We start from the raw sequence: 16,819 nt of genomic DNA on the forward strand, positions 1-16,819 counted from the left end.
AATCCTTTAGCTGGGGAAATTAAAGAAGTGTCAGAAATATATAATTTTATTTAGGTGAAGGAGTGTGGCAGGATGAATAACATTTGGAACGGAACGTCGTTGAACTTGAACGGCATTCTCGGATCACTCGGCAACTTGCTTGGAGCGATCATCATTTTCTTGATTGGATGGCTCATTGCCAAGCTGATCGCGAACGGAGTTCAAAAAGCGTTAGAGAAGTCTGGGGTCGTCAACAAGTTGTCACCTCAAAAAGAGGGTACGCCACCAAAGAAGAAAAAGTGGACACCTGAAAAAATCATCGGGACCGTCGTCTTCTGGGTTCTCATGGTCTTCGTTCTTATCTTGGTCTTCAACATCCTTGATCTGAACATCATTGCTGGACCACTTGCGGATACGATGAGTACATTACTCGCGGCAATCCCGAATATCTTGAAAGCAGCTCTCATCCTTCTCTTGGCATACGTCATCGCGGTCGTTCTCCGCATGATCATCGTCAAAGCAGGAACGAAGCTGATGGCGAACGACAAAGTACGTTCGAACAAGATGCTTCAAGGTCAGACGGATCTTTCAGCTTATCCAAAAGTAGCAGGGGAGATCGTCTTCTACCTCGTCTTGCTTCTGTTCCTACCGGGTGTACTCGGTGCCTTGAACATTGAGAGTGTCTCACAACCGTTCAGCCAATTGTTATCGTCATTCCTTGGATTCATTCCACGCTTGATTGCTGCGGCAGCCATCTTCTTCGTCGGCTTCCTCGTAGCGAAAATCGTCCGCGATATCGTGACGAATTTCCTTCATGCTGTTGGAACAGATAAATTCGCAGCTCGCTTCAACCTCGGGTCAACGGATCAAAAAGATGCGAAATCACTTTCGTCGATTCTCGGAACAGTCGTCTTCATCTTGATTCTGATTCCAATCACGATTTCAGCACTTGATCAATTGAACATTAAAGGAATCACAGGACCAGCGATCAACATGTTGAACGATGTCCTCGGTATGATTCCAAACATCATCGTTGGTGTCGTACTGATTCTTGTCGGTCTTTACGTCGGACGTTTCGTTAAGAAATTCGTGACGGATCTCTTATCACGTCTTGGTTTCAACAACCTGACACGTCACTTGAAAATCGGTACGTGGGATGCAAACCAAGCTTCTACATCACCAGCTTCGATCGTTGGTGCACTCGTTGAGATCGTCATCGTCGTTCTCTTCGTCGTCGAAGCCTTCAACTTGATTGGTCTTGACTTCATGGTCGACCTCGGTCGCGCCGTCCTTGCGTTCTTACCGAGCGTCCTGACAGCGATCATCATTCTCGCAATCGGGATCATCGTCAGCAACCTCGTCAAACGTACGATGGACAGCCTGTTCGGTAACTCTGAACTAAAAGTCCTCTCAAGCGTTGCGAAGTATGCAATCCTTGCACTTGCTGTCTTCATGGCACTTGATCAATTGGGTGTTGCTGATACGATCGTCAACTCAGCCTTCATCTTGATCTTGGGAGCACTTGCGCTTGCGTTCGGTCTTGCCTTTGGTCTCGGTGGACGTGATAATGCATCGCGTTACCTCGATCGTCTGCAAAAGAAAGCAGAGAACACGGAAGTTGACACATCGAACCTTCCAAGTAAGTCAGCATCGACTTCTTCATCACCGAGCTTGAAAGATGCAGCAAAAGGTGCAGCTTCACAAGCAGCAGATGATGTCACACCAGATCGTGCACCACGTTCAGCGCGCTCTTCTTCAACAGATGAGACGACACATGGTACACCAAAAGGTGCATTGCCAGAAAACGATTTAGCACAGCAAGATGATTACCCGATCGATCCAGATGATCATAAAGGTCCTAACCTCGATCATCCAAACGATCGTCCGTAATACGAGTACATCCTTTCCTCTCATTTTGAGGAAAGGGTGTTTTTGCGTTGACGCATCAAAGCGTTGTCGCATTTTCACAAAAGTGGTTTGACCACTTTGTGAAAAAATACAGAAAAAAAGACTTATCGAACCTGACATCGTTTGTTATGATAAGAAAGTCAATTACCTCAATGATTTGAATATTCAGAAAAAAGAGAAAAGTTCGGAGGATGAAACATGAGTTTGCTTCGCAAGAAAGATGTCAGTGTGATGATGGACATGAAACAACATTCCAAACTGGCACGTCACTTATCAGGGTTTGACCTTATTTTACTTGGAATCGGTGCCATCATCGGTACCGGGATTTTCGTTCTGACAGGAACGGGCGCTCTTTATGCAGGACCTGCTTTACCGATCTCATTTATTATTTCCGCTATCGTCTGTGCGCTCGCAGCCCTTTGTTATGCTGAATTCTCGTCGATGATTCCCGTCTCAGGTAGTGTATATACGTATACATACGCAACGATTGGGGAAGTCGTAGCTTGGATCATCGGCTGGTGTCTCATTTTAGAATACGGACTCGCTTCGAGTGCCGTTGCGACCGGCTGGTCAGGGTACTTCCAGTCACTGTTAGCAGGCTTTGGTCTCCATTTACCGACAGCTTTAACAGCTGCTCCAGGTGCTGTACCAGGAAGCGAAACGTTCTTTAACTTACCAGCGTTCTTGATTCTGATGGTCATCACGCTCTTGCTTTCGCTTGGGATTAAAGAAACAAAACGCGTCAACAACATCATGGTACTCGTCAAAGTTGCCGTCGTCGTCTTGTTCATCGTCGTCGGGATCTGGTATATCGAACCAGGCAACTACAAGCCGTTTGCGCCGTTCGGTATGAGCGGTGTCTTGCAAGCATCAGCGATTGCCTTCTTCGCTTATCTTGGATTTGATGCCGTCACATCGGCAGCAGAAGAAGTCAAAAACCCGGGACGTAACTTACCGATTGGGATTCTAGGATCGCTTGCGATCGTTACCGTTTTGTACGTCGTCGTCTCTGCTATCATGGTCGGAATCGTTCCATTCAAACAGTTTGAAGGTGTTGATAGCCCAGTATCCCTTGCCTTAAAAGTGGCTGGGCAAGACTGGGTCGCTGGATTCGTTGACTTAGGAGCCATCGTTGGTATGACGACGGTCATCCTCGTCATGACATTTGGTCTCGTCCGTCTCTTGTTCGCGATGAGCCGTGACGGATTATTACCGAAAGTCTTCTCAGACGTCAATGAAAAGTCACACACACCAGTTAAAGCGACTTGGATTCTCGGAACGACTGCTGGTTTAATCGCTGGATTCGTGCCGCTTGGTACACTTGCTGAATTGATCAACATCGGAACATTGGCAGCCTTCTCGCTCATCTCGATCGCGGTCATCGTCCTACGCCGGACGCGTCCCGATTTGAAGCGCGCCTTTAAGGTTCCGTTCGTCCCAGTCTTACCGATTTTGTCAGTCCTTGCTTGTATCATGCTTATGTTCAACTTACAACCATTCACGTGGATTGCCTTCTTTGTCTGGACAGCCATTGGATTACTGTTGTACTTCGGATATGGACGCAAGCGTTCGAAACTCCATCAATGAATCGACTAACACCCTTGGCGACAAGGGTGTTTTTGTATGCAGGAAATGAGGCGAACGAAAGCGAAACAGCTCAGTGGAAAAGGAGGTTTTTCGATGATTCATATTCAACGCGCACCTGGCGTAAAAACGGCGTACAAAGCGATGCAGGATGGATTCCAAGATTATTTGATTCCACTGCACTTATCGGAAGCAGAATTCCAAGAGCGCATCATCGAACGAGACGGGAACCAATTGGAGCATTCATTCGTTGCCTATCATGGAGAAATACCGGTCGGTCTCTGGCTGAACGGTTGGAAGGAGATCGAGGGTCAACGCATCATGCGGTGTGGGGGACTGGGGATTTCACCACAATATCGTCGTCTTGGGATCGCGAAAGCCTTGTATCAAGCACAACTGAGCCATGCTAAAGAAATCGGAATGGATGGTCTGATGCTTGAAGTCATTCAAGGGAACGATCCGGCAATTCGCTTGTATGAATCGCTTCACTACACGATTGTTGGAGAAATCGGTTATTTTCATTTAACGGATGAACGTCAAGAGGTCGCTCTGCCGACGATCGAAGAAGTGGAGTTTTTAAAACAATACCATGGACAAGGAGAATACATCTGGCAGCAAGATCCTCATGTCATGCAGCAATTACAAACGGATTATTACCAATTAGAAGCAAGTGTAGTGGCAGTAGCCGGATCATCTCTCTTGTCAGTCGTAGGTCCAGCAGAACAAAAAGCACGACATGCCACAGAAGTCGTCCGTCGTTTACCGGGAACGACCTACCATTATCAATCAACAGATGTGCAGGTTTGGGAGGCATTACGTTCTGAAGGGTGGACTCAGCGGGATTTGAAACAATACATCATGCGTCAGTCGCTATAAACAAAAACCGCTGCTATTCATTTAGCGGCGGTTTTTGTAGTCTTCAATCATTCGAGCGTGAGAACCGACTAAGTGATCAGGTAAGTCATCAAGCGGGATAAACTGGAGCTTGATACTCTCATCACTTTGTTTTAACATTCCGATCGGATGTTCACCGATATAGGCGAGGGTGACGCTTTGAAAGATGTCTCCGTTCGTTAACGTCGTCACGTATTGCGGACCGGAGTAGACATTGAGTAACGTTAATCGTTCCACCTCTAAGCCAGTCTCTTCTTTAAGCTCTCGACGCGCGGTCTCTTCCGGTGATTCGGCCCATTCCATCAATCCGCCTGGTAAACCAAAGCGAGCTTGTGCTTCGTTCCGTTGTTCGAGCAAAATGTGTTCATTTTGTACGACGAGGACGACGGAGCCGACTAGAATGACTGGGTCATGACCGATTTTTTGACGTAACTGTTCGACATAATTCATTTCAATGCTCCTTGGTGAAACGGACAGCCGGTCACAGGTGCCGTCTGTGTTGATTTTGGAAAGAAGTTCGGTCGTTTGATTTCTGGGTCGTAATCCTTATGGAACATATGCGTCGTTGCCCCACTCATCGGTGGCACGAGCCAGGACCATTCCCCGGTGACATCACGACCACACGCGGCTTCGTTTTTTTCAAAACGAGCGAATTGTTTCGCAGCCGTATGGTGATCGACAATCGTCACACCGGCGCGTTCGAACGATTCGAGTACGGCAACGTTCAGTTCGACGAGCGCTCGGTCTTTCCAAAGCGAACGTTCACGCGAGGTATTCAGACCGAGTTGTGTCGCGACGAGCGGTAACAGATCGTAACGATCCGTATCAGCGAGGTTACGGGCACCGATCTCTGTTCCCATGTACCATCCGTTGAACGGAGCACACGGATAGACGATGCCACCGATCTCAAGCTGCATGTCGGCAATCATCGGCACAGCATACCAGCGGACTTCGCGACCACCGAACAGGTCAAAGTCAGGATGTGTGATGCTGACTTCGAGCACGAGCTCATCTGGAATCGGATGCAGGCTGACTTGTCCATCGAGTTCAATCAAGAGGGGCAGGATATCAAAGGGGGTACGCGCTCCGGTCCAGCCAAGTGCTTCACATTGTCGCGTCAGTTGGATCGAAGCCGGATCGCCGATGATTCCTGCTGCGGTTTCGTAACCAGCGTAGCGGATCAGTTGGTGATTATGCAGCCGGACACGTGTCGGATGGAAAATCGTGATCGTCGAGCGAATTCGTCCCTCGTTCGTCGCGAACCGGATATGCTCAAATAACGCGTCGCGGACCGCTTCGACGGTCAATGCATCCCGCGCGTCAAAGACATGGAGTTGTTCCCAAAAGAGACGTCCGACACATCGGTTACTGTTCCGCCAAGCGAGCTTCGCGCCGAACGCGAGCTCGGAAGCCGTCTGTTCGTACGTTCCTGTCGTTTCAATCGACCGGATGACTTCTTGCTGACGTCCGGCCATTTCGGGGTATTGCTCTATATAAGAAGTAAAGAAGCGTTCTGCTTCGGTTTGAATGAGTGAGTACACGAATCGAAATCCTTTCTAAAAAACAAGCACGATACAATCTCTGTTCCTAGTGTACCCCGCGCAGAACCGAAGCGCCAAACTTGAATGATGTATAAGGTTGTTATAAGTTCAAAAGACTTCCAAAAGTTTAAAGGAGGTATGAAATGGGGGATAGTGTAGAGAATTAGTTGAAAGTGAGGAAATTTGTATGTCTTTAATCAAACCTGTATTTGCCCGTTTTTTTGGTGAAGCCTTTTTTGATAAATCGGCTCAGCTCGCCTATTATTTGATGTTGTCCTTATTCCCGTTCTTATTATTCGTAGTTGGGATCGTCTCGTTCTTACCGTTTACGTCCGATAACGTGCTGGATTTAATTCGACCGTTTGCTCCGGCAGAGACGTACGATTTGATTCAGCGGAACGTCGTTGGAATCTTTGATCAAGGCGGCTTTAAACTTGCCTCGATCAGTTTCCTTGCCGCCTTTTGGCTTGCTTCGATGTCGGTCCAGTCACTTGTCCGCTCGCTGAACGATGCGCTCGAAGTGACACGAAAAGCGCCATTTTGGCGCGGACTGTTGCAAGACTTCGCTTTTACGATCGGGATGATGATCATCTTACCGATTTCATTGATTGTTCCGATTTCAGAAAAGTTAACACGGCGTTTCATCAACCACTTTGCAATCGTCGCTGATTTCGTGACGAACTATTCGTGGATCTGGTTCTTATTCCGCTGGGGACTCGGGACGTTGTTCTTACTTGTCTTTTTCATCTTATTGTATCGGATTTTACCGAGTGTCCGACTGACGGTTCGTCAAGTACTCCCTGGAGCCATTTTTGCGACGATCGCTTGGCAAGTCGTTTCGGAATTCTTCTCTTACTATGCCGAGTTCGGGAGTTACGATCGTCTTTACGGTCAGCTTGCCGGAATCATCGTCTTGATGACATGGTTCTATTTATCTGCTGTCGTCCTGATGTTAGGGGGACTAATGAATGCAGAACGCATGCGTCAGAAAAAAGAAGCAAAAATCATGAAACCACAAAAAATCAAAGAAGAAAGCGTACGTTAATCATTAAGCACGCACAAAAGCAGCTGACGATGTGTCAGCTGCTTTTTCATTTAGACCGTTTTAAGAATCCGGTAACCGAAGACGCTTAACAGGCTGAGTGTGAACAAAGCGAGTAAGACGAGTGACAGATAGGGAAGACCGAACACTTTTACGATGACGCTTAAGGCGACAACACCATAAAAGATTCCTAACGTCTTTTGAACGAACGGTTCATTGAAGCGATGCAAAAGTGAAGCACCGAGTGGTGAGCCGATGAACGCACCGATGATTAAAGCAATCCCGAGTGATAACGGAGCGCTGGTTCCGGAAGCAATATAACTCGTCACTCCTCCAAGAACAATCAATGTCGCAGAGGCGATACTCGTTCCGATTGCTTGTTTGAGCGGAAAACGAACCCATCCGAGCAAGAGAGGCGTCAACAAGAATCCACCGCTGACCCCCATCAATGACGAGAGGATTCCGGCAGCAAGTCCGATGACGGCGAGCTTTACGATCGAAGCATCATAGACCGGAAAAGACGGACGTTCCTTGGAACGGGGACGAAGGAACTGAATCGAAAAACCAATCAGTAAAACGATGTAGAGACTCGATAATACGACATCAGCACCAGCATGACGCTCGAGCCAAAAGACAATTGGTGTGATCAACGCAGAACCGATGATGCCGGACAGACCAATAATCCCGGCATCACGAAAACGGAATGTTTTTAATCGAAGATGTGAAAGCGTGCCGGTCACAGTCGATCCGAGTGTCAGCAACAGACTGAGGACAATCGCGGTGCTGGCTTCATAGCCGAGAATCAATAAAAGTGGGGTCAGGATGATGCCGCCACCGATTCCGAAAAAGCCGGAGAGTATGCCGATGGTTGCTCCTAATAACATAAATGAGATATATATCATGAAACAGTCCTTCTTTCTAATACGTGATACCTTGAGTATGAAAGAGGAATACAAGATTATAAAAATGAATTAATTATATATAAATGATTATGAAATGTAATAAGGAGGGGTATTGTTGAAATTAACTGAACTCAGAACGTTCGTCACACTCGTTGAAACACGTCACTTTACGAAAACAGCGGAACAGTTATTTCTGTCGCAACCGACGGTCAGTGTTCACGTCAAACGACTAGAAGAAGAGATCGGACATTCATTGTTAATACGTGATTCATTCACAATAGGGGTCGAGGTATCGGAAATGGGCTGGATTGTCTATCGCCATGCAAAAGAAATTCTATTCCAACTCGAACAGATGCAGTCCCAGCTGGATGAATCGGAAGGTGTCTTCCGCGGAACCTTACGGATAGGAGCAACGCATACGATTCACGAAATGTTGCTCGATGACATGATTCATCTGTTTTCAAGCGCTCATCCCGAGGTATCACTAGATATCCAATTAATGAATCACGATCAAGTGGCAGCAGCCTTAAGACATCGTGATATTGATCTCGGGATGATCGAAGGAGAACTGACACTTGATGGGGTCAAACAAATCGTCTTTGCAAAAGATCAACTGCACATCATGGGTGCGTCCCACCTTTCGTTAAACGATGCAACGTGGATCGTTCGCGAAGAAGGATCTGCCTCCCGCTATGCGCTCGATCGTTGGCTAGATGCTTCGTCGATCGTTCCCGCACGAAAGATTACAGTCGATGCCAACTATTTAGTGCGTCAACTTGTTTTTAATGGGAGTGGCATTGCAGCATTGTCGGAACGACTCGTCACGTCTTTCCCGTCCGAGTCCTTTACGCTTCATGCGAAAGGGATTTCTAAACGAACGTTTCGTTATCTGTTACCAGAGAAGATGCCGACTCGCCTAGCAGAACATTGGATCACTTTTTTACAGGCGAATTGGAAAGGTTAAATGCAAAAAGATTTCCGGACGTTCTACAATGGCGACAAAATCGGAAATCTTTTTCGTTGACTTATACCCCTATAGGTATTATTGTATGAAATGTACCAACGAGATATGACGTATGTCACATTCAAAAAAGGAGATGAACTTCATATGGAAAACGGTTATGAAGATCGCATCATTCATCGGATGAATCGGATTGAAGGACAAATCCACGGTATCGTTCGAATGATGAAAGAAGAGGCGTCCTGTAAGGATGTCGTCACACAACTGAGTGCGACACGTAGTGCAATCGATCGTGTCATTGGTCTTGTCGTCAGTGAGAACTTGATCGACTGTGTCCGTCAGGATGATGCGACGGAAAATCATGAACAAGCCGTTGCAGAAGCCGTTCAACTCTTAATGAAAAGCAGATAAAAAATTTTTACGAATTAATATACCCCTTAAGGTAAGTGATTGGAGGAATTACGTTCATGTCAGATACGAAAAAAACAACCATCGTTTTATTTAGTGGAGAGTACGACAAAGTCATGGCAGCTTATATCATTGCCAACGGTGCAGCCGCATACGATCACGAAGTCACGATTTTTCATACCTTCTGGGGTTTGAATGCGATGCGTAAGGATGAACCGATCCAGCCGGATAAAACATTCCTTGAGAAGATGTTCGGTAAGTTCATGCCACGCGGTGCTGATAAGATGCCACTCTCGAAAATGAACTTCGGTGGTGCAGGTCAAAAAATGATTAAAAACGTCATGAAGAAGCACAATGCGATGCCACTTCCAGACTTAATCGAATTAGCGAAAGAACAGGATGTCAAACTCGTCGCCTGTACGATGACGATGGATTTACTCGGTTTGAAACAGGAAGAATTACACGATGGGATTGAGTATGCAGGTGTTGCCGCCTACCTCGCCGATGCGGAGAACGGAAACGTCAATCTATTCATCTAATGATCTGAAGGAGGAATGACGCATGGATGTACGATCGATTATCTTGTTGCTCGTCGTCGGCTATCTCGCTTATAAGATGTTCGCCCCAACAAAAGGCGTCAAGCAAGTGTCGACCACGGAACTGAAGCCGTTACTAAACGACCGCAAACGATTTTATCTCGATGTTCGGACACCGGCAGAATTCAAAGGCAATCACATCAAAGGATTTAAGAACATTCCGTTACAAACGCTAAACAGTCAACTGAATCAAATCCCGAAAGACAAAGAAGTGCTCGTCATCTGTCAAAGCGGGATGCGAAGCAAACAAGCCGTTAAAGTACTAAAAAAAGCCGGTTATTCAAATGTCACGGAAGTCCGTGGCGGAGTGAATGCCTGGCGCTGAATCGAATCAAGAGGAGGAATTGAACATGAAACGCATGACAGCAACAGAAGTACAGGAAAAAATCGAACGTGGTGAACAACTGAAAGTCATTGATGTCCGGGAAGTCGATGAAGTCAAAGAAGGAATGATTCCGGGAGCGATCCATATTCCACTCGGATTGATTGAATTCAAGATGAACGAACTCGACAAGAAAAAAGAGTATGTCATGGTATGCCGTTCTGGTGCGCGCAGTGGTCGCGCAACGACATATCTCGAAGGACAAGGATATGACGTGACGAACATGGATGGCGGCATGATGTCGTACGAAGGCGAAACGAAATAATACCCCATACCGTAAAGGAGCGGATTGTATGACTAGGATTAAATCAGATATCGTATTGGACGCTAAAGGTCTCGCTTGTCCGATGCCGATCGTTCGGACGAAAAAAACGATCAAGATGTTAGAACCGGGACAAGTCATAGAAGTCCAGGCGACGGATAAAGGATCAACTGCAGATCTCCGTGCCTGGGCAAACAGCACCGGCAATCATTATTTAGGCACGATCGAAGAAGGCGAAGTACTCCGTCATTACGTTCGGAAATCAACAGGTGATGTCACGGAACCAGCAGCATTCGCTCAAACCGTCGACAACGCAACAGTCGAAGCAGCACGCCAAGACGACTCGATCACGGTGCTTGATGTTCGTGAACAAGCAGAATATGCCTTCGCCCATGTACCGGGAGCCATCAATATTCCGTTAGGCGAACTGGAGACACGCCATGCAGAATTGGATTCAAATCAGACGATTTATGTCATCTGCCGGACAGGTAGCCGAAGTGACATGGCATGCCGACAGCTCAGTGACAAGGGGTATACGATCCACAATGTCGTACCGGGTATGCAGGAATGGGCGTCTGAGACGACGACACTCGTTTCAGCGAAATAATACAACAGCGTAAAGTAGAGGAGGAACGAGTAGATATGGCACAAGCAATGACAGCCGCACAAGTTACAAAAAAAATCATTGGAAGTGAGTCTCTGTTCATCTTAGATGTCCGGAATGAGGATGCGTTTCAAGATTGGAAAATCGAAGGAGGGAACTTCAAGTACCTCAACATTCCGTATTTTGAATTGTTGGATGGTGTCGAGGAGATTCTCGATCAGCTTCCGACGGATCAGGATGTTCTCGTCGTTTGCGCAAAAGAAGGGTCATCGATTTTCGTCGCCGATATGCTAGAAGAAGCAGGACGAGACGTATCGTATCTGTCAGGCGGCATGAAAGCATGGAGTGAACATCTAGAACCGATTTCAATCGGAACGCTGAACGAAACAGGAACTGATCAAGGCGAAGTCGTTCAGTTCGTCCGAATCGGTAAAGGGTGTCTCTCGTATATGGTCATCTCAGAAGGAGAGGCCGTACTCATCGACGCGACACGAATGACGGATGTGTATTTGGATTATGCCGCATCACGCAACGTCACGATTAAGCATGTATTTGATACACATCTTCATGCGGATCATATTTCTGGAGGACGCGACATCGCCGAAAAAACAGGCGCGACATACTGGTTGCCGCCAAAAGATGCGTCGGATGTCACATTCGATTATGCACCACTTGAAGACGGTAGTACGGTTCAAGTGGGGGATACAGCGATTGAAGTACGCGCTCTTTATTCCCCGGGACATACGATTGGATCGACTTCATTCATCGTCGATCAGCGTTATTTATTGACAGGTGATATCTTGTTCATCGACTCGATTGGTCGTCCGGATTTAGCCGGTCTCGCGGAAGACTGGGTCGGTGACTTACGCGATTCGCTCTACAACACGTATCGTGATCTTTCACCAGAACTCATCGTCTTACCGGCACATTTCATGATCATTGAAGAATTGAACACGGATGGTAGTGTAGCGGAAAAATTAAGCATCTTGCTTGCGAACAATCATGGTCTCAACATCGACGATGAAGCAACATTCCGGAAAATGGTCACAGAGAACCTGCCGCCACAACCGAACGCGTATCAAGATATCCGTGAAACAAACATGGGGAAACAGACACCCGATCTTGAAACACAACGGGAAATGGAAGTCGGACCGAACCGCTGTGCGGTACGCTAAGCCGATGCATAACGAACATCAAATCATTCAGGAGGAATACAACATGAAATCAGAACTCGTACTCGACGCAAAAGGACTTGCTTGTCCGATGCCAATCGTAAAAACAAAAAAAGCCATCGCTGGACTCGAATCAGGTCAAATCCTTGAAGTCCATGCAACGGATAAAGGGGCAAAAAACGATCTTCAGGCGTGGGCGACATCAGGTGGTCATGCACTCGTCAAACATGAAGAAGAAGCAAGCGTCCTAAAATTCTGGATTCAAAAAGGTTAATTTTCGAAAAGAGTCGATATGAGGCTCTTTTTTTTTGTGGAGAAACACACAAGAACTCTACATAGTATTGAATGTGCTTCTTTTGAGCACATGCTACGACAAGACGGTATTAGCGCGGTACAGTTAAATAAAAGAACATCCAATCGACGTCATGCGACGTAAGCTAAATAAAGGAGGCGAAGGGAGATGAAGAAACGAATGTGGACGATTTTATCAGTCATCGGTCTCATCGTCATCATGGTCGGGGGATACTTCGTGTTCCAGCAACAGCAAGCAAAATCAAGTGGCAGTAAGGAATTGAGTTATCGACCGGAAGAGACAGCGATTTTAGCTGGAGGATGCTTCTGGTGTATGGAGCCCCCGTTCGAAGAATTAAAAGGAGTCAAGTCCGTCATTTCTGGTTATACGGGCGGTGATGTTGAAAATCCGACGTATAATCAAGTGTCAGCGGAGACGACAGGTCATCGGGAAACGGTATTGATCACGTTTGATCCGAACGTCATCTCGTACAAGCAATTATTAGATGTCTACTGGCGCCAGATTGATCCGACGGATGCAGATGGTCAATTCGTCGATCGTGGTGAGTCTTATACAACGGCGATTTTCTATACGAATGAGAAACAAAAAGAAATCGCAGCACAATCGAAACAGGATTTAGAGAAACAACAGATCTTCGATGATAAAATCGTCACACCGTTGATTGCGGCAGGTCCTTTTTATGAAGCGGAAGCATACCATCAGGATTACTATTTGAAGAGTGAGAAGAAATATAAGTTTTACCGGGCAGCTTCTGGACGCGACGACTTCATCGATCGCTACTGGAATGATCAACCCAAACTCGATCTTCCAACCTATCCAAAATTATCAGACGCAGAAATCAAAAAGAAATTAACCGCCATCCAGTATAAAGTGACACAAGAGGATGGAACGGAGCCAGCGTTTGATAATCCGTATCACGATTTGAAAGCAGACGGGATCTATGTCGATCTGATTTCTGGAGAACCACTGTTTTCATCAAATGATAAATATGATTCGAAGACAGGATGGCCGAGTTTTACGAAACCACTTGAGCCAGGTAATATCATTGAGAAAAGTGATTTTTCAATCGGCATGAAACGGATGGAAGTCCGAAGTCGACATGGAAATGCCCATCTTGGACACGTCTTCTCGGATGGTCCAGAGCCAACAGGGCTTCGGTATTGTATGAACTCAGCCGCCTTACGTTTTATTCCGAAAGAGGACTTGAAACAAGAAGGATACGGCGAATATGTAGCAGATTTTAAATGAATGGAGTCAGACGCATCGTGTTCTTTAGAACATGATGCGTCTTTCTTTCAAAATTGTAAGATTTCACTATAAATTAATTATCCATTTTATCCATATACTGTTTATAATCAAATTAAAGTATATCCATTTTGAAGGAGGAGCATGTGTGAAGAAACTGATGATTTGGGTCATGCTGAGCTGTTTAGTTTTAACGCTCGGCGTAGGACCAACTACTGCAAAAGCGGAGACCGCTCTTGCAAGCGCAACACTTTTACAAGCAGGACAAGAAACGACACTTAAGACCGGAATGGAAGAAAAAAATACATATTGGTACCGTGTCAATCATGAAGCAGGTGTAGAAAAAACAGCGTCACACTTTGAGTTATCAATCGATACGGATCAACCTGTTCAAGTGACAGCTTACCCGAGCGAAGCGATGGCAGCTGAAGATGATACATTTGATCGTTACCGGACAGAAGCAGAACCGAATGAAAAAGCAACGACAAAATTAGCCGTTCCATATGCATGGGATGGACCGTATTATGTCAAAGTCGAATATTACCCGAACATCGAAGAGGGGAAAACGACAAAAGCAGCAAACGTTAAGCTGACATACAATAACGTCAAATTAGCTGTCGAATATGAGCCAATCAGTGATATTAGCTGTATGGCAGAAGAAGCATTAAAACAAACAAAAGAAGAAAAACCAATGCTTGCTCTTATGCACTCGATCCAAAAACAGGTATTGAGTCAATCGGACGCAGGTCGTGCCTTGACGTCGCTTTATTACAAAACATCGCCTTACGTTGTCAAAACGCTTCTTTTCAATAAAGATAAGCGTCAACAAGCGTACGAAGATTTAAAAACATTGAAACCTGCAATGGAGGCACTCGTACGTGGAACATCGTACACGCTGACAAAGACAGATCAACAAGCCGTTGACCGTCTTTATACATTATCACGCGATGCATCGCCTGCTGTGATTGCAGAAGAAATCGATGGATATGCCAAAAAAATGAAGATATCTGAGATGAGCGGCAGTACGTTAGACGATACGTTCGGAACATTAGGGATGAACATTCAGTCAAAAGAAACTACGCGATTCATCGTTAAGTTAAAGCCAGGGAAAACAGTCAGTTCGATGAAAATTGCTGGAATTCAATCAGCAGATGTTGAGCGTTTACCGCTTGGTAAAGCTGGTGATTTCATTGTAGTGACAGAAGATCCAACGGTGAAGGGACAATCAGCGTCAGCATTAAAGCAATCGATTGGTCGCTCATCAGCAGTCGAATATGTGGAAAAGATTCAAACTTACAAAGCAACAAGTGATATCAATTTTGATTACCAATGGGCCATCAATAAGAAAACAGTCTTCGAACAGTTCCCGAATGTTGGAATTGGTTTTGAGGAGTTCCAAAAACGATTTAGTGGGAAAAAATTAGCACCTGTCAAAATTGCGGTCATCGATACAGGTGTTGATTATCGCTTAAAGGATTTACAAGGGAAAGTTGATATTGCGAATGAGAAGAACTATGTTTCCGTAAACGGAGATGGCGACGCGATTGATGATAATGGTCACGGAACACACGTGGCAGGTGTCATCGCAGCGACAATCAACAATGATTACGGGATCCAAGGGATTCATCAGTCGGCACAAATCTTACCAGTTAAAGTATTGAATGCAAATGGCGAAGGAGAAACGGATGCCATCGCACTTGGAATTAAATATGCTGTTGATCATGGAGCGAAAGTCATCAATATGAGTCTTGGTGGCGGTGAAAGCCGCACGATGGCTTATATGATGAAATATGCAGCAGATCATGGTGTTACGGTCGTTGCGGCTTCAGGAAACGACTACGATATGATGGTCGGGTTCCCAGCAAACTCAGAATATGCGATTTCTGTTGGAGCGACGAATACGCTCGGTATGGTTTCAGATTACTCGAATTATGGAGTCGGCCTTGATGTCGTTGCACCGGGTTCAAAAGTAGCGAGTTTGATTCCAGACGGAAATACGGTGTATATGGATGGAACAAGTATGGCTTCACCACACGTCGCAGCTGTTGCGGGAATCTTGAAGTCACTTAATCCTAAACTAACACCTAAACAAATCGAACAAATTCTACAAAAAAGTGCAGAACCACTAGCTTTCGAAAATCCGAATGATTGGTTTGAGGAAGAAGAGGGAGAAGAGCTTGAATTCAAGTTTCCTGCCTATGTCAGTCCGGTTTCAGGATACGGTAAAGTCAGTATTCCTCGGGCAATTTCGCAATTGAATCTGAACGGAACTGTCAACAACGTATATGATAATAAACTGACTGTCACAGGAACGGTTAAAACCGGAACAAAAGTGGAAGTATGGTCCACTAAGAAGTTGGGTTCTACTACAGCTAAATCCGGAAAATATAGTGTGACGATTCCACGTCAAAACAAAGGTACGGTCCTAACAATTCGTTACACAAATGGACTGGATATCACGTCAGAACGTACAGAAGTCCTTCCTGGAAAAGCGCCAGCAGCTCCAAAAGTTAAACCAGTACTTGCCGGTGCAACAAAAATGACAGGTACAGCTCTTGCGGGCGGTACGGTTACTGTCAAAGATGCAAAACAAAAGAAAATCGCCACAGCGAAAGTCGACGCAAAAGGTCACTTCAGTGCGAAATTACCAAAACAAGTCGGTGGTTCAAGCTTGATCGTCACAGTGACGGATATTGCTAAACGCACAAGTAAACCGACGATCGTAAAAGTCCTACCAGCCCCAGCAGCACCGAAAGTGAAATCCGTCTATGCCGGACAAACGAAAGTAACCGGGACAGCTGAAAAGAAATTAAGTGTTTATGTAAAAGATGCGAAGAAAAAAGTCATCGGAAAAGGAACGGTTTCTGCAAAAGGAAACTATTCTGTCAAAATTCCGAAGCAAAAAGCAAAAGCGAAGCTTTCTGTCTACGTTAAGAATACGCGTGGTCAAGTGAGCCCTGTGACTTCTGTGACAGTGAAGAAAGCAAAAAAATAAGCGGATAAAAAGACCTTTTTTCGGGTACATT

General features: G+C 45.8%; 17 protein-coding genes. 14 read left to right on the forward strand and 3 right to left on the reverse strand.

Annotation, left to right across the window (positions count from 1 at the left end):
* Positions 1-72: 72 nt before the first annotated feature.
* The 3 genes from EXW93_RS01655 to EXW93_RS01665 all read left to right on the forward strand — a co-directional run bounded on the left by EXW93_RS01655 (position 73) and on the right by EXW93_RS01665 (position 4,347).
* Positions 73-1,869 carry a mechanosensitive ion channel gene (locus EXW93_RS01655; protein ID WP_023466929.1) on the forward strand — a complete coding sequence of 599 codons (1,797 nt, stop codon included), beginning with the start codon at positions 73-75 and terminating at the stop codon, positions 1,867-1,869.
* A gap of 216 nt (positions 1,870-2,085) precedes the next feature.
* A complete protein-coding gene (gene bcaP / locus EXW93_RS01660) occupies positions 2,086-3,474 on the forward strand; it encodes a branched-chain amino acid transporter BcaP (protein WP_023466930.1) in 1,389 nt (462 codons plus the stop codon).
* 93 nt (positions 3,475-3,567) lie between these two features.
* Complete coding sequence (locus EXW93_RS01665) at positions 3,568-4,347, forward strand: GNAT family N-acetyltransferase (protein ID WP_158408683.1); 780 nt, start codon at positions 3,568-3,570, stop codon at positions 4,345-4,347.
* A gap of 21 nt (positions 4,348-4,368) precedes the next feature.
* Here EXW93_RS01665 and EXW93_RS01670 read toward each other — a convergent pair whose 3' ends face one another.
* Together EXW93_RS01670 and EXW93_RS01675 are read right to left on the reverse strand one after the other, a co-directional pair.
* Entirely contained in the window at positions 4,369-4,815 is a 447-nt protein-coding gene (locus EXW93_RS01670) for an NUDIX hydrolase (protein ID WP_174315972.1), read from the reverse strand.
* On the reverse strand, positions 4,812-5,906 hold the full coding sequence (locus tag EXW93_RS01675) for a nitric oxide synthase oxygenase (protein WP_174315973.1): 1,095 nt from the start codon (positions 5,904-5,906) through the stop codon (positions 4,812-4,814). Before EXW93_RS01675 ends, EXW93_RS01670 begins: the two co-directional genes overlap by 4 nt.
* Positions 5,907-6,093: 187 nt before the next feature.
* Here EXW93_RS01675 and EXW93_RS01680 point away from each other — a divergent pair, with 187 nt between their 5' ends.
* Positions 6,094-6,951, forward strand: a complete 858-nt coding sequence (locus EXW93_RS01680) for a YihY/virulence factor BrkB family protein (protein WP_023466934.1) — start codon at positions 6,094-6,096, stop codon at positions 6,949-6,951.
* 50 nt (positions 6,952-7,001) lie between these two features.
* On the opposite strand, the gene EXW93_RS01685 is transcribed toward EXW93_RS01680, so the two are convergent.
* Complete coding sequence (locus EXW93_RS01685) at positions 7,002-7,850, reverse strand: sulfite exporter TauE/SafE family protein (protein ID WP_174315974.1); 849 nt, start codon at positions 7,848-7,850, stop codon at positions 7,002-7,004.
* Between the two features lie 115 nt (positions 7,851-7,965).
* On the opposite strand from EXW93_RS01685, the gene EXW93_RS01690 reads away from it, so the two are divergent.
* The 10 genes from EXW93_RS01690 (at position 7,966) to EXW93_RS01735 (ending at position 16,788) form a co-directional block, all read left to right on the forward strand.
* Complete coding sequence (locus EXW93_RS01690; protein ID WP_058265538.1) at positions 7,966-8,814, forward strand: LysR family transcriptional regulator; 849 nt, start codon at positions 7,966-7,968, stop codon at positions 8,812-8,814.
* A 144-nt stretch (positions 8,815-8,958) separates the two neighbouring features.
* Positions 8,959-9,222 carry a metal-sensitive transcriptional regulator gene (locus tag EXW93_RS01695; RefSeq protein ID WP_023466936.1) on the forward strand — a complete coding sequence of 88 codons (264 nt, stop codon included), beginning with the start codon at positions 8,959-8,961 and terminating at the stop codon, positions 9,220-9,222.
* 56 nt (positions 9,223-9,278) lie between these two features.
* Entirely contained in the window at positions 9,279-9,758 is a 480-nt protein-coding gene (locus tag EXW93_RS01700) for a DsrE/DsrF/DrsH-like family protein (protein WP_023466937.1), read from the forward strand.
* Between the two features lie 22 nt (positions 9,759-9,780).
* On the forward strand, positions 9,781-10,140 hold the full coding sequence (locus tag EXW93_RS01705; RefSeq protein WP_075642697.1) for a rhodanese-like domain-containing protein: 360 nt from the start codon (positions 9,781-9,783) through the stop codon (positions 10,138-10,140).
* Positions 10,141-10,165: 25 nt separating this feature from the next.
* Positions 10,166-10,462 carry a rhodanese-like domain-containing protein gene (locus tag EXW93_RS01710; RefSeq protein ID WP_174315975.1) on the forward strand — a complete coding sequence of 99 codons (297 nt, stop codon included), beginning with the start codon at positions 10,166-10,168 and terminating at the stop codon, positions 10,460-10,462.
* A gap of 28 nt (positions 10,463-10,490) precedes the next feature.
* A complete protein-coding gene (locus EXW93_RS01715) occupies positions 10,491-11,066 on the forward strand; it encodes a sulfurtransferase TusA family protein (RefSeq protein WP_058265541.1) in 576 nt (191 codons plus the stop codon).
* A 35-nt stretch (positions 11,067-11,101) separates the two neighbouring features.
* Positions 11,102-12,238 (forward strand): MBL fold metallo-hydrolase, encoded by a 1,137-nt coding sequence (locus tag EXW93_RS01720; protein WP_174315976.1) that lies wholly within the window; start codon positions 11,102-11,104, stop codon positions 12,236-12,238.
* A gap of 43 nt (positions 12,239-12,281) precedes the next feature.
* The gene (locus EXW93_RS01725) at positions 12,282-12,509 is read left to right on the forward strand and encodes a sulfurtransferase TusA family protein (protein ID WP_023466945.1); all 228 of its coding nucleotides are present in this window, start codon (positions 12,282-12,284) and stop codon (positions 12,507-12,509) included.
* A gap of 186 nt (positions 12,510-12,695) precedes the next feature.
* Positions 12,696-13,796 (forward strand): peptide-methionine (R)-S-oxide reductase MsrB, encoded by a 1,101-nt coding sequence (msrB, locus tag EXW93_RS01730; RefSeq protein ID WP_174315977.1) that lies wholly within the window; start codon positions 12,696-12,698, stop codon positions 13,794-13,796.
* A gap of 145 nt (positions 13,797-13,941) precedes the next feature.
* Positions 13,942-16,788, forward strand: a complete 2,847-nt coding sequence (locus EXW93_RS01735) for a S8 family peptidase (protein WP_055970109.1) — start codon at positions 13,942-13,944, stop codon at positions 16,786-16,788.
* Positions 16,789-16,819 lie beyond the last annotated feature (31 nt).

It is taken from the genome of Exiguobacterium sp. JMULE1 (assembly GCF_013337175.1).
In the GTDB taxonomy this organism is placed as follows: Bacteria; Bacillota; Bacilli; order Exiguobacteriales; family Exiguobacteriaceae; genus Exiguobacterium_A; species Exiguobacterium_A indicum.

What these genes read in the sequence shown, in the direction of transcription:
- EXW93_RS01655 (WP_023466929.1), top strand. Translation starts at nt 73, where the DNA reads ATGAATAACATTTGGAACGGAACGTCGTTGAACTTGAACGGCATTCTC.
- bcaP (WP_023466930.1), top strand. Translation starts at nt 2,086, where the DNA reads ATGAGTTTGCTTCGCAAGAAAGATGTCAGTGTGATGATGGACATGAAA.
- EXW93_RS01665 (WP_158408683.1), top strand. Translation starts at nt 3,568, where the DNA reads ATGATTCATATTCAACGCGCACCTGGCGTAAAAACGGCGTACAAAGCG.
- EXW93_RS01670 (WP_174315972.1), bottom strand. Translation starts at nt 4,815, where the DNA reads ATGAATTATGTCGAACAGTTACGTCAAAAAATCGGTCATGACCCAGTC.
- EXW93_RS01680 (WP_023466934.1), top strand. Translation starts at nt 6,094, where the DNA reads ATGTCTTTAATCAAACCTGTATTTGCCCGTTTTTTTGGTGAAGCCTTT.
- EXW93_RS01685 (WP_174315974.1), bottom strand. Translation starts at nt 7,850, where the DNA reads ATGATATATATCTCATTTATGTTATTAGGAGCAACCATCGGCATACTC.
- EXW93_RS01695 (WP_023466936.1), top strand. Translation starts at nt 8,959, where the DNA reads ATGGAAAACGGTTATGAAGATCGCATCATTCATCGGATGAATCGGATT.
- EXW93_RS01700 (WP_023466937.1), top strand. Translation starts at nt 9,279, where the DNA reads ATGTCAGATACGAAAAAAACAACCATCGTTTTATTTAGTGGAGAGTAC.
- EXW93_RS01705 (WP_075642697.1), top strand. Translation starts at nt 9,781, where the DNA reads ATGGATGTACGATCGATTATCTTGTTGCTCGTCGTCGGCTATCTCGCT.
- EXW93_RS01710 (WP_174315975.1), top strand. Translation starts at nt 10,166, where the DNA reads ATGAAACGCATGACAGCAACAGAAGTACAGGAAAAAATCGAACGTGGT.
- EXW93_RS01715 (WP_058265541.1), top strand. Translation starts at nt 10,491, where the DNA reads ATGACTAGGATTAAATCAGATATCGTATTGGACGCTAAAGGTCTCGCT.
- EXW93_RS01720 (WP_174315976.1), top strand. Translation starts at nt 11,102, where the DNA reads ATGGCACAAGCAATGACAGCCGCACAAGTTACAAAAAAAATCATTGGA.
- EXW93_RS01725 (WP_023466945.1), top strand. Translation starts at nt 12,282, where the DNA reads ATGAAATCAGAACTCGTACTCGACGCAAAAGGACTTGCTTGTCCGATG.
- msrB (WP_174315977.1), top strand. Translation starts at nt 12,696, where the DNA reads ATGAAGAAACGAATGTGGACGATTTTATCAGTCATCGGTCTCATCGTC.